The organism is Gemmatimonas sp., assembly GCF_044376735.1.
Lineage (GTDB): Bacteria > Gemmatimonadota > Gemmatimonadetes > Gemmatimonadales > Gemmatimonadaceae > Gemmatimonas.
In genome coordinates this window covers 1-12,207 of record NZ_JBILKJ010000004.1, presented here as the reverse complement: position 1 = coordinate 12,207, position 12,207 = coordinate 1, and the positions used below count along the sequence as shown (strand labels likewise).

Below are 12,207 nucleotides of genomic sequence, written 5' to 3'. Positions count from 1 at the left end.
GTCAGGCGGTCAAGTTAGTGGCACACGCCCAGCGATAGAAGCCACACGCTCGACGGCGTCGCGTCGCGTTCCGGGCCCGACCCGCATCGTTACAGCACGGGCAGGCTTCGCGCGTCGACCCGGATGCTCCGAACGGACACCCCGGCGGCGTCGAGGGCGGCGGCCAGTGCGCCCCGGTCCAGCTCACCCTCGACCTCGAGAGTGGCGCCCTGCATGGTGACCTCGGCGCTGAGCAGTCCGGGAACCGCGCTCAGCGCCGTCCAGACGGCACGCACGGCGTGTACCGCCACCAACCCGTCGAGCTGCACGTGGATCCGTTGCCGTGTCATGTTTCAATCTCCACGATCGGCGCTGTTATCGGAACCGGCCGATCGCCGGCGCTGTGCCCTTCTACCCGTCTCGCAATGCCTCGCGTCGCCTTTCTCGGACTCGGTGCCATCGGCACTCCGATGGCCCGTCACCTCGCGCGCCCCGACTTCGATCTCGCCGTGTGGAATCGTACGCCGCACAAGGCCGAAGCAATGGCGGGTGAGCTCGGGGTACGTCACGCCCGCACGCCTGCCGACGCGGCACGCGATTGCGACGTGGTGATCACCTGCCTGCCGGTGTCGCGCCACGTCGAAGCGCTGCTCGACGGTCCTGAGGGATTGTTGGCCACGATGCGTTCGGGGGCCGTGTTGGTGGACTGCACCTCGGGCGACGGAGCCACTTCCCGCCGCATGGCCGCGCGGCTCGCCGAGCGCGGCATCGGCTTCCTCGATGCGCCCGTGTCGGGCGGCGTCGCGGGGGCCGAGCGAGGCGCCCTCACGGTCATGGTGGGCGGTGATGCCGAGACGCTCGCGCGTGTGCAGCCGGTGCTCGCCTGCTTCGGCACGCGCATCGTGCACTGCGGCGCCGTCGGCGCCGGTGATGCCCTCAAGGCCGTGAACAACGCCTTGCTGGCGATGCACATCTGGGGTACCGCCGAAGGGCTCGTCGCACTCGAGAAGGCCGGCGTGAAGGCGGAGATCGCGCTCGACGTGATCAATGCCTCGAGTGGTCGCTCCAATAGCAGCATGAATCTCTTCCCTGAGCGCGTGCTCACCCGCGCCTTCCCGCGCACCTTCCGCCTCGCGCTGCTCGACAAGGATGTCGGCATCGCCGCCGAACTCGCGCGTGAGCAAGGGGTGCCCTCACCGCTGCTGCAACTCACGGCTGAACTGTTTCGCATGGCCCACCTCGAACTCGGCGAGGACGCCGATCACGTGGAAGCGGCCAAAGTCGTGGAGCGCCTTGGTGGCGCGCAGATCGGTGGGTCATCGACCAACGGTCGCCAGTCATGAGTGCGGCCGACGTCGCCAATGCCGTCGCCTCGGTCGACGCGATCCGTGCGCACTTCCCGGCGCTCGCGCGTCGTGAAGGCACGCATCCCGTGGCGTTCTTCGACGGTCCGGGGGGCACGCAGGTCCCGCGCGTCGTCGCCGACGCCATGACCGACTACCTGCTGCATCACAACGCCAATACGCATTGGGCCTATCCCACCAGCGTCGAGACCGATGCGATGCTGGCGGCGGCGCGCGTGACGCTGGCCGATTTCCTCGGCGCCACGCCGGGAGAGATCTCGTTCGGCGCGAACATGACCACGATTCTCTTTCACGTGGCGCGTGCCATTGGCCGTTCGCTGAAGCCGGGCGATGAGATCATCATCACCGAACTCGATCATCATGCGAACGTGGCGCCGTGGCAGGCACTGGCCAAGGAGCGCGGCGCGGTGCTCAAGTGGCTGCCGCTCGATCTCGCCACGTATCGCCACGAAGCGGGCGCGCTGGAGTCGCTGCTGTCCCCGCGTACCAAGGTCGTCGCCATCGGCGCGGCGTCGAACAGTCTCGGCACCGTGAGTGATGTCGCCCCGATGATCGCCCTGGCAAAGGCGGCCGGCGCGATCACCGTGGTCGACGCCGTGCATTACGCGCCGCATGCGCTCGTCGACGTCCGGGAGATCGGTGCCGACTTCGTGCTCTGCAGCGCGTACAAGTTCTATGGGCCGCACATCGGCATCTGCTACGGACGGCATGCGGCCACCGCGGCGCTCGACGTACCGCGCCTCGAGCCAGCCCCCGACTACGTACCGGAATGTCTCGAGACCGGCACGCAGAATCACGAGGGCATCGTGGGCGCCGCCGCCGCCGTCGACTTCCTGGCCAGCCTCGCGAACGACAGCACCGCCTCGCGTCGTGAACGCCTCGCGGCCGTCATGCACGCGCTGCACGAGCGCGGCGACGCGTTGCTGCGCGAGCTGTGGGCTGGGCTGCACGCCATCGACGGCGTGACCGTCTTCGGACCGCCGCCGGGCACGGCCCGCACGCCCACCGTGTCGTTCCATGTGCAAGGGCACGAGTCGGAACACGTCGCGCGCTTCCTCGCCCCACGCGGTGTGTACGTGTCGCATGGCGACTTCTATGCCACCACGGTAGCGCGCCGCCTGGGCCTCGCCCATGAGGGACTCGTGCGCGTGGGATGCTCCTGCTACACCACTGCCAGCGAGATCACGCGACTGCTCGACGGCGTGCGCGCGCTCGTGCACGGTACGGCCTGAATGGCGCCGCGCATGGGGCGTCCGGCCACACCACGCGCTCGCGCCGTCGTCGCTGCCGCGGTCGTGGCGGCGGCACTGGTGGCGGCCTGCGGCGACCGGGCGTCGCGTGGCCAGGCGTTGCCGCCCGCGGAGTTCCTGTTCGCGGCGGGTGACTCCACCTACTGGGTACAGAGCGGCAACGATGGCATGCGCGTGCGCAGTGCGCCGATCCTGCTGACCGAGGTCGACGGCCGGCGGTTCGAAATCTTCCTTGGTGACGATGGCGCGGAGTATCCCGACGCCTCGTTCGCCAGCGCGCGCTTGTGGTCGCGTGAACTCCAGCATCGTGACAGCACGCTCCTGTTCGGCGACACCACCGTCATGCACGAACTCGCGGTGTGGCGCCGGGCGCACCCGCGTGACGCGGAAGTCGATCCGGCCGACGAGGAGATCCCCGACGATCCCCGCACGGTGGTGAGCGATGACATCGAGATCATCGACGTGCACGGACCCTACATCACGGTCGAGCATCTGCTCAACATCGACATTGACGGTGGGCCGCCGCATCGGCATGACGGCCACCGCCTGGTCGTCGATGTGCGCAGCGGTGCCAGGGCCTCGCTCGATGTGCTCGTGGGGGCCGACGAGGCGCGACGCGTGACCGCCGCGGCGCGGGCGTCGCTGGCGCAGCTGGTGGACTCGATCCGCACCGCGGGCGCCGCTGGCGATGAACGGGCCTCCGTCGCGACGGAATCGCTCGACAGCTTCCGGTTCGATTCCACCAGCTTCGGCATCACCGACATCGGTCGTGATCCGGCCGTCGCGTTCATGGTGCCGGGACATGGTGCCGATGGCGAAGCCCTGGCGCTGTATCTCCCGCCCCTCACGGTGAAGTCGCCGCGATGGTGGACGTCCGTGCGGGCGACTCTGCCGGCGTGGACCGCCGACTCAACGCGCGTGACCTGGGATCGCGCCACGTACGTGGTCGCGGCTCGGCCGTCGTCCGACGGTGACGCGTTGGCCCTCGTGTTGATTGGTGGCACCGCCACGGGACACGAATGGCCGATCGCCACGGTGGCCGCACCGGCGTATCAGCTCATTCCCCTGGATACACCGCCAATCGACAGCGCCGCGCGCGCTGCGCTTTCGCGCGCCTTCGATATCTCGACCGCGCTGGACGGCGTCGTGCAGCGCGCCAGCTGGTCGCATCGCCCGGCTCCCCGCCTGCGCGCCACGTCCTGGTCGCGCGACCCATGACCGATACCGCGCCCGAGCGCCTCTCCCGACCGGTCGCCGCCTCGCAGCACGTCACGAGCGAGTTGATCATGCCCCACGACGCCAACATCCTGGGACATGCATTCGGTGGTGCCATCATGGCGATGGTGGACAAGGCCGCCGCCGTATCGGCGTTTCGTCACGCGCGCACGGCCTGCGTGACCGCGTCCATCGATCGCGTGGATTTTCGCGAGCCTATTCACGTGGGGGATCTCGTGACCTGTCTGGCGTCGGTGAATTTCGTGGGCACCACGTCGATGGAGATCGGCGTGCGCGTGGAGGCCGAGGATCTCATCAGCGGTGCACGCCGCCATACGAACACGTGCTACCTCACGTTCGTGGCGATCGACCGCAACGGCCGGCCGGTGCCGATTGCCTTGGTGCAGCCGGAAACCGACGACCAGCGGCGCCGGTATGATGCCGCCCAAGCGCGTCGTCGGCGCCGGCTCGAAGAGCGGCAGGACGAAGCGCGAGCCGATCGCTAGCGTGGAGCCGCTTCCCCTCGACGCGCGCAACGACACGTACGCCGCGCTCCGCATTCCGAACTTCCGTCGATATCTGCTGGCGCTCTTCACGCTGACCCTCGGCATCCAGATCCAAGGTACCGTCGTGGGCTGGCAGATTTACGATCTCACCCACGACCCGCTGGCGCTCGGGATCGTGGGACTGGCCGAGGCCCTGCCGGCGATCAGCATGTCGCTGTTCGCCGGCCATGTCGCCGACAGCCACGATCGTCGTCGCATCGCGCTGGTTGCCCTCTCCGTGCTGGTGCTCTGCTCCCTGGGGCTCTGGTGGCTGGCGCATCCCGCACCCATCGGCGATCTCGCGCTCGCGGCCCCCGCGCGGGTCCGCGCGATTTACGCGGTGATCGTCCTGAGTGGGCTGGCCCGTGCCTTCCTGCAGCCGGCCCGGCAAGCGCTCAGCGCCGAGCTGGTGCCGCGCACGCTGTACAGCAATGCCATCACGTGGCGCACCGGAAGCTGGCAGCTGGCGGCGGTTCTGGGCCCCGCGCTCGGTGGCGGGCTCTATGCGCTCGGCGGCACGACCTTGGGCTACGCGGTCGATGCCGTCCTGATGACCTTCGCCGTCGGCGCGTTGTTCTCGGTGCGCCATCGCTCGCCGGTTCGCGAGATGACCGACGAGCCGATCCTGAGCTCGATCACCGGTGGTCTTCGCTTCGTGCTTGGCGAACCACTGCTGCTGTCGGCGCTCACGCTCGACCTCTTCTCGGTGCTGTTCGGTGGTGCCATCGCGCTGTTGCCGGTGTTCGCTGCCGAGATTCTGCACACGGGACCATCGGGGCTTGGTTTGCTGCGCGCCGCGCCCGCGGTCGGCGCCGTCATTACCAGTGTCGCGCTGACGCGCTGGCCACCCTTCGCGCACACGGGGCGTAATCTCCTGATCGCGGTCACCGGGTTCGGCGTCTGTACGATCCTGTTCGGCCTCAGTCGCAGTCTGTGGCTGTCGCTCGGCGCGCTGGCGTTGGCCGGGGCGTTCGACATGGTAAGCGTCGTCATTCGCAGTCTGATGCTGCAGATCCGTACCCCGGAGGCGTTGCTGGGGCGCGTGTCGGCAGTGAATCAGATCTTCATCGGGTCGTCGAACGAGATCGGGTCGTTCGAATCGGGGCTGACCGCGCGCTGGTGGGGCGCCGTCACGGCGGTGGTGGTGGGCGGGGTCGCCACGCTCGTCGTCGTGGCCACGGTGGCGTGGCGCGTGCCGAGTTTACGACGGCTCAAGCAGTTGGCGAGGTAACGCGGGGTTTTCTGGAACCGATGACGCGGAGTTGCAGAGAGCGCAGAGCACGCGGAGAACAGATCAGGTTGATTGTGCTCTGCGGCCTCTGCGCTCTCTGTTTCTCTGCGTGATCAGTTCACGAGGCCTCGGCATCCGCGGCCTCAGCCACCGCCAGCTCTTCGGTGAGCGAGAGCTCGATTTCCGTGCCGTCGCGCGCGATGCTCGAGCGGGGAAAGACCGAGCGGGCCTCGCGCTCGAGTTCGTGCGCATCGCGCGAATAGCGGGCCGAGATGTGCGTGAGCACGAGCCGGCGCGCGCCCGCCTTGCGGGCCACCTCGGCGGCTTCGCGGGCCGTGCTGTGGCCCGTCTCCAGGGCGCGGGCGGCTTCGTCGTCGGCGAAGGTGGCCTCGTGAATCAGCAGATCGGCGTCCTGAGCGGCCGCAATCGTGTTCTCGCAGGGACGGGTGTCGCCCGTGACCACGATGCGGCGTCCGCGGCGACGCTCGCCCACCAGGACCGACGGCTCGATCACGCGCCCGTCGTCGAGGGTGATCGCCTGGCCCTTGTGAATGCGCCCCCAGAGCGGTCCTTCGGGGATGCCCATGGATCGTGCCAGTTCCGGGTTGAAGCGACCGAGCCGCTCCTCCTCGACCACGGCGTACCCCAGCGACTGGGACGGGCCGTGGGAGACCGCGAACGTCGCGATGTGGTAGTCGGGCCGCTTCACTGCTTCGCCAGGCTCGAGTTCGGTGATCTCGATCGGGAATGTGGTGCGCTCGCCACCAAGACTGATGCATTGGCGCAACGTTTTACCCGCGCCACGAGGTCCCCACAGCCGTAGCGGTTCGATTCTGCCCTGCAGCGCCATCGTACGGATCAGGCCGGTAAGCCCCAGAATATGATCCGAATGCACATGGGTGAAGAACAGGTCCTCGAACGCGAACGAGATCCCATAGCGCATCATTTGACGCTGCGTCCCCTCCCCGCAATCGAACAACAATGTCTCCCCTTCCCGAATGACGGCGAGGGAGCTGACCCCCCGTTCCACGGTGGGACGGGAGGCGGCGGTTCCGAGAAAGCGAACGAGCAGTGGCATGGCGGGAATATAGGCGGAAACCCCCGTTCACCACGTCGCCAGTGCCACGGGGCGGGCCCGATGGCGGGTCGCGGCCGCCGTCACCGCTGCTCGTTGCCCCGACCCCGAAAGCGCGGCCTGATGTTTGCACCGGATAGGACGCGAGTTCACTGCGGTGTGCTGGTTCTGTGACAGATGCCCTTCGTCTCGTCCCCGCCCGCCGTCTCAATTCAGGATGTCCGGATGCCGGGGGGCGTATGACCGGAAAAAGCCGACGCGGATTCGCGTCCATGGATCCCGCGCGACAGCGCGAGATCGCCAGCAGGGGTGGGCGGGCAGCCCACGAGAAGGGGACGGCGCACGAGTGGTCGTCCGACGAAGCGCGGAACGCCGGACGCAAGGGCGGCGTGACCGTCAGTCGCGACCGGGCGCACATGGCGGCCATTGGCCGTGAGGGTGGGGAGTCGCGTAGTGCGGCGGCCCGTGAAGCCCGTCTGGGCGGACGGAACAGCGATCGGGAAGTCCCGATGCAGGTCTCCCGCGACGGCGATCGGTCGAGTGTGGCCGCGCCGATGGGAGACCGCGCCCCTGGCATCTCGCGCAGCGACGAGTCGTCGGCCCGCTGATCTCCGCGCCGTGACGGCGTACCGACGCGACGCGTCGTGTGCCGCCGGTGTGACAGTAGACCGAAAGCCCCCCGGACGGTTCCGGGGGGCTTTTCGGTCTTCGCTCTCCAACATCCGGCGTTCAGCGATCAACGACTCTGACCCCTTGAACGCTGACCCCTTGAACGGACCCCGTGAACGGACCTCGTCAGCCCGGGTACCGGTCCAACTGGGCCTGCAGCGTTGCGGGGTCGATGTTCCGACCACTCACCAGCAGCACGACCGGCCCTTCGGTCACCGTGATCTTCCGGTGTTGCAGTGCCGCCACAGTCACCGCTCCGGCCCCCTCCACCGCCATGCCCGTCGTGCGGTGCAGCCAGGCGATCGTCGCACCGAGCTCCGCTTCGGTCACCAGCGCCATCTCGTCGGCACAGTACTGCCCGATGTGGAGGGCGTCAGCGTCAATCTGGCCGGCGAGCCCATCCGCCAGGGTCGGGGTGACCACCGTATCGATCACCTGACCGGCGGCGAGGCTCTGCGCCATGGCCGATGTCTCCACGCTCTGCGCGCCAATGATCCGTACCTGTGGCGCCAGTTCGCGCAGCACCGCCCCCATGCCCCCCAACAGGCCACCGCCGCCGGTGCAGATCACCACGGTGTGCACGTCGGGCACCTGCTCCAGCAGCTCCAACGCGACCGTCCCCTGACCGGCCAGCAGATCGAGGCCGAGGCAGGGGTTGATAAAGCGGATTCCCTCGCGCGCCGCGTGTGCCTTCGCCACAACCATCGCCGCGTCGTAGTCGGCCGCTTCATCGTTCACGATCGTACCGAGCGCGCGAATGCCGTCTTTCTTGACCTGCGGGGCGTTGATGGGCACGTACAGCGTGGCGGGGGTATTGAACGCCTTCGCGGCGTAGGCCACCCCCAACCCGTGATTCCCGGCACTCGATGCCACCACACCCTGAGCGCGCTCTTCGGCCGACAACCCCGCCAGCACGTTGTAGGCGCCGCGCACCTTGAACGACCCTGTGGGATTCTCAAGCTCCAGCTTGAACAGCACCTCCACGCCGAAGGCTTCCGACAGCGCATCGGACCGGATTACGCGACTCGGCGCCAGCACAGGGCGCAAACGTTCGGCGGCGGTCCGTACCGCGGCGAGGGCAGGGATGATGCGCGGATCGGGAGTCAGCATGCGCGAATGATAGCGAAATGCACCGTGAAGGTCGGACGCGTCGCAGCGATCGGCCACGTGGTGCAACTATTTCCCGCGCTCCCAGGCGATGTCCCAGGCGCTGGCGCCGCGGGCGGCACCGACGATCGGTCCGACAATGGTCCCCGCATAGCCGCCGAAGGCGCCCCCCAACGCGGGTCCCCACCCTCCGTCGTCCGAGAATGCGACAGCGCCCGCACCCATGCCGATCGCCGCGCCGGTGAAGAAGCCCGTCATGAGCCCTACCGCCGCGCCGATCTTGCGGCTCGTGCGATGGACCTGCAGGCAGCGGGCGTCCGCATACGGGAAAACCACGGTGTCACCGCTGGCGCCAATGAGGCGAAGCACCGAGTCAGCCGCCGACACGAAAAGCCCCTCGGTGAACGTCGTCCGGCCGTCCACGTCGTGGCTCACGCGAACCCGCGCGCCCGCCGACGGCATGGCCACCTGCGACTGCCGGTGGCTCAGAATGAACGGCGCCGCTGGCCAGAGCAGAATCGACGGCACAATGCGGCGTGCCTTCTCGCCGCCGGTGCGTGGGCACGAGGCGGCCAGCGGGCGGGAGGCCACGAACGTCGCGGCCGTGAGCAGAATCCACAGGTTCGTGGTGCGCATAAGAACACTCGGGGCGGAAGCAGAATGGAGCCTTGGCGTCCAAGGTGCGGAATTTTCCGCCGTCGCGAAATACGTCGCGAAGCATCACGGTCTACGTCGACGCACCCTGCCGGTCAGAGCAGGCGGCCGCCCCGCACGCGGGCGATGTAGCCGGCCACGTCGAACTTGAGCTTCGCGCGCGAGGTCACCATGGGGCGGATACCTCCCCAGATCGGCTTGTTGCCCCACGGTCGATCCCACAGCCCCAGGCACCACATGATGCCGCCCACGCTGTTGGGATCACGCCCGTCGAGTGCGTACTTGTCGTTCAGCAGGTACAGCCACGAGCGCGCCTGCTCGTAGTCTGCCGTCCAGAGCAGCATGGTCTTGCCCCAGAGCATGCGCGGATAGTTGTGAATGACGCCCTGCTGCACGAGCTCCCGCTGCGACGCGTTCCACAGGGCGTCGTGCGTCTGCGCCGACTCGAGTGTCTCGAGATCGTACAACACGGGCCGCGGGTCGCGCACATGCTCGGCCATGGTTTTCTGGATCCACGCCGGGAGCGCTTCGAGGCGATCGAAATCCCGCGTGCGTAGGCACCAGTTGTAGGCGAGCTCGCGCCATGTGGTGACCTGTTGCACGAACGCGTCGAGACTCGCCGCATTCGTGCCACTCGCCCGCGCCTCGCGCACCACCCGCGCCGACGCGATCTGCCCGAAGTGCAGATACGGTGACAGTCGCGACGTACCGTCGCTCACGCTCGCTTCGTTGCGGCGGTCGGCGTACGGCATCAGGTCCCGTGACACGAACCCGGCCAGCCGCTCGGCCGCGGCCACACTGCCTCCTGACAGCACGACCGCCGGCACCGAGTGATCGATGTCGCACGTGCGCACGGCGGCAGCGATGTCGGCATCGGTCATCGTGGCGATGGGCAACAGCGACAAGCCGCCTTCGCTCACCATGGCGCGTAGCGACGCACGCAGCGCCTCGCCGACCGGTACACGCGGCACGGCATCGGCCACCGGCTCGATACTGTGATCGAGCAGCTTGGCGATCTTGGGGCGGATCGTGCGCGCCGCATACTCCGGCTTCTCGAACGCGCCACTGGGCACCGTGCAGACACTGTCGATCGCGAGCACTCGGCACGGCACGCGATCGGCGAAGCGCTCCACGCGCTCGCGGATGCCGGCGGTGGGAAAGAGATCGGTGATCACCACATACGCACGCGCGGCGAGCCGATCGACCACGCGACGGTCATCGTCGGGCCGCGGACGCAGCACGAACTGGTAGTACAGGCCGCGTGCCTCGGCGTCCCGCGCCGTGTCGCGCGCGCCCTGCAGGATGAACGTGTGATGCCGGTCGGCGGCGTAGGGATAGCTGGGGTCGAGTCCCTGGTGAATGACGAGCGGGCGGTTCACGCGGTCCGCCGTGCGGATCGCCGCCCGCAGCGCCCAGTTCTCCTCGAGCCGGTGCGTCGACTGCATCCAGTACAGCACGAAATCGCCGTCCGGCTGGTACGTCTTGCCGTTGATGTCGACCGTGCGCGCAACCAGCTGGTCGCGGACGTAGTCGGCATCGAGCGCATGCGGGGCGGCGGTGGAGCGAATTGCGGGCGTCGTCATAGAGAGTCCGGAACGCGCGGGCGCGCGTGAAGGTGCCCGCGCAATGCTGGCGAAGACACGCCGCGACGCTTGACACTGGTGCGGAGGCCGCTACCTTCACCGTGTTACCCGATCGGCCCCGCGCCAACAGGAGCGGGGCCATTTTCGTCGGAGTGACCACCGTCTGTTATACGGTCCCGGGGCTGTAGCTCAGCTGGGAGAGCGCTGCATTCGCATTGCAGAGGTCAGGGGTTCGAGCCCCCTCAGCTCCACTCCATGTAGGAAAACGAGGCCGTTTCGGGAGGAAACCGAAGCCGTTCCGTGACGATTTTGGCGCTGGTGTGACGCGGGAACCCCCTGTATCGTCCAGTGTACAGAGAATGAAGCCCGCCGCTGTTCGGTAGGACGGAGAGTTCCAATGACAGTGTGCGTGGCAGTTTTCGAACCCCTGGGGCCTGTAAAGGCTGCCGGGGGTTCTTCGTTGTACCCTACTTTGCCGTAATCCCCGCCACGTCGGCGCGGAATGCCGCCATGGCTTCCGCCAGAAAGCGGCTCTCCTCGTTCTCGACGGTCCCCGCGAAGTCGCTCATGGCGGTGAACCCGAGATTGCCCAGAAATCGCATGATCGCGCTTTCGCGCACCGTGACGTCGAGTTCCCGGGTGAGCAGCGTCTGGTTCTCGGGGCCGGTGCGAAAGCCCAGCGAGAAGTGTACGCCCTTCCCCTCGAAGGGGCGGTGCAGCGGCGACCGGAGCAGCCGCTCGGTGATCAGGGGGAGATGCCACTCGGGGTCCTTCGCGAACTGCATGGTCCAGCCGCGTTCGCGCGCCGTCGAGGTGTGCACGAACTCGCCCTGCATGTTTGTCACGCCCACGGTGAAAACGGAAATCTTGGCGAGCGCATCGACGTGGATCTGCAGGGTGTCGGGCATGCGCCGAGCCACCCCGAGGATGGGCTGCAGTTGGCCGTCATGCGAGCGGAAGCGCACGGTCAGTACCCGATCGCGCGCCTCCGCGTCGAACCAGTCGGCGCCGGTGCGGTCGGACAGCCGGTACCGGTATCGCGCCGGCTCCACGTACTCGCGGATGTACTTGGCGAAGGCCGGGAACACACGCTGGAGACGGTCGCCACTGACGGTGATTCGGAGGGTGACCAGCGTGGACCCGTCGCTCTGGGGCACGGTGGCGATCGAGTCGAGCGTGAGCAGGCGGCCCAAGGCGGCGGTGGTGCGTGGCAGGGCGGTGCGGTAGTCGGCCCGCAGGGCGCCAGCCGGTCGTTCGGCGGACAGGAACAGCGCGCGGGTGATGTCGTCGGCGCGGCTCGGCGGCATCGCGCCGATCGCGTTATCCACGCGCGTGCGCCAGCCCCAGTCGTTCTCGGCGAGCTGCTCGAGTCCGATCAGGTGGCGCGAATCGCCCACGCGTACCGGGGGCGGTACGGCCGGGCGCGCCGTGAAGACGTACTGGGTGGCGCTGAGTCCCCCGTGCACCTCGAGATCGCGGTCGGCACCGGTGCGGGTCGTCCGCATGCCGGTCCAGAGCGCGCTGTCGTTCGCCAG

12 protein-coding genes and 1 tRNA gene are annotated in these 12,207 nt (G+C 68.2%); 7 read left to right on the top strand and 6 right to left on the bottom strand.

Annotated elements, in window-relative coordinates:
• Positions 1-89: 89 nt before the first annotated feature.
• On the bottom strand, positions 90-329 hold the full coding sequence (locus ACIRA7_RS01160; protein ID WP_396218951.1) for a heavy metal-binding protein: 240 nt from the start codon (positions 327-329) through the stop codon (positions 90-92).
• Positions 330-380: 51 nt separating this feature from the next.
• On the opposite strand from ACIRA7_RS01160, the gene ACIRA7_RS01155 reads away from it, so the two are divergent.
• Genes ACIRA7_RS01155 through ACIRA7_RS01135 form a run of 5 tightly spaced genes read left to right on the top strand, consistent with a single transcriptional unit; the run spans position 381 to position 5,584 of the window.
• Positions 381-1,322, top strand: coding sequence for an NAD(P)-dependent oxidoreductase (locus ACIRA7_RS01155; protein WP_396218993.1), 942 nt, complete (start codon positions 381-383; stop codon positions 1,320-1,322).
• Positions 1,319-2,575 (top strand): cysteine desulfurase-like protein, encoded by a 1,257-nt coding sequence (locus tag ACIRA7_RS01150; protein WP_396218950.1) that lies wholly within the window; start codon positions 1,319-1,321, stop codon positions 2,573-2,575. Before ACIRA7_RS01155 ends, ACIRA7_RS01150 begins: the two co-directional genes overlap by 4 nt.
• 12 nt (positions 2,576-2,587) lie before the next feature.
• On the top strand, positions 2,588-3,811 hold the full coding sequence (locus ACIRA7_RS01145; protein ID WP_396218949.1) for a hypothetical protein: 1,224 nt from the start codon (positions 2,588-2,590) through the stop codon (positions 3,809-3,811).
• Positions 3,808-4,314 carry an acyl-CoA thioesterase gene (locus ACIRA7_RS01140; RefSeq protein ID WP_396218948.1) on the top strand — a complete coding sequence of 169 codons (507 nt, stop codon included), beginning with the start codon at positions 3,808-3,810 and terminating at the stop codon, positions 4,312-4,314. Before ACIRA7_RS01145 ends, ACIRA7_RS01140 begins: the two co-directional genes overlap by 4 nt.
• A gap of 1 nt (position 4,315) precedes the next feature.
• Positions 4,316-5,584 (top strand): MFS transporter, encoded by a 1,269-nt coding sequence (locus ACIRA7_RS01135; protein WP_396218947.1) that lies wholly within the window; start codon positions 4,316-4,318, stop codon positions 5,582-5,584.
• 118 nt (positions 5,585-5,702) lie between these two features.
• Here ACIRA7_RS01135 and rnz read toward each other — a convergent pair whose 3' ends face one another.
• On the bottom strand, positions 5,703-6,662 hold the full coding sequence (rnz, locus tag ACIRA7_RS01130; RefSeq protein WP_396218946.1) for a ribonuclease Z: 960 nt from the start codon (positions 6,660-6,662) through the stop codon (positions 5,703-5,705).
• Positions 6,663-6,898: 236 nt separating this feature from the next.
• Here rnz and ACIRA7_RS01125 point away from each other — a divergent pair, with 236 nt between their 5' ends.
• The gene (locus tag ACIRA7_RS01125; protein WP_396218945.1) at positions 6,899-7,267 is read left to right on the top strand and encodes a KGG domain-containing protein; all 369 of its coding nucleotides are present in this window, start codon (positions 6,899-6,901) and stop codon (positions 7,265-7,267) included.
• A 187-nt stretch (positions 7,268-7,454) separates the two neighbouring features.
• On the opposite strand, the gene ACIRA7_RS01120 is transcribed toward ACIRA7_RS01125, so the two are convergent.
• The 3 genes from ACIRA7_RS01120 to ACIRA7_RS01110 all read right to left on the bottom strand — a co-directional run bounded on the left by ACIRA7_RS01120 (position 7,455) and on the right by ACIRA7_RS01110 (position 10,672).
• Positions 7,455-8,438, bottom strand: a complete 984-nt coding sequence (locus tag ACIRA7_RS01120; protein ID WP_396218944.1) for a threonine/serine dehydratase — start codon at positions 8,436-8,438, stop codon at positions 7,455-7,457.
• 66 nt (positions 8,439-8,504) lie between these two features.
• Complete coding sequence (locus tag ACIRA7_RS01115) at positions 8,505-9,071, bottom strand: hypothetical protein (RefSeq protein ID WP_396218943.1); 567 nt, start codon at positions 9,069-9,071, stop codon at positions 8,505-8,507.
• A gap of 113 nt (positions 9,072-9,184) precedes the next feature.
• On the bottom strand, positions 9,185-10,672 hold the full coding sequence (locus ACIRA7_RS01110) for a deoxyribodipyrimidine photo-lyase (protein WP_396218942.1): 1,488 nt from the start codon (positions 10,670-10,672) through the stop codon (positions 9,185-9,187).
• Between the two features lie 178 nt (positions 10,673-10,850).
• Between ACIRA7_RS01110 and ACIRA7_RS01105 the strand changes: the two genes are divergently transcribed.
• Positions 10,851-10,923 (top strand) — tRNA-Ala (locus ACIRA7_RS01105).
• Between the two features lie 216 nt (positions 10,924-11,139).
• On the opposite strand, the gene ACIRA7_RS01100 is transcribed toward ACIRA7_RS01105, so the two are convergent.
• Positions 11,140-12,207: hypothetical protein (locus ACIRA7_RS01100; RefSeq protein WP_396218941.1), on the bottom strand; the 1,068-nt coding region annotated here is incomplete at its 5' end.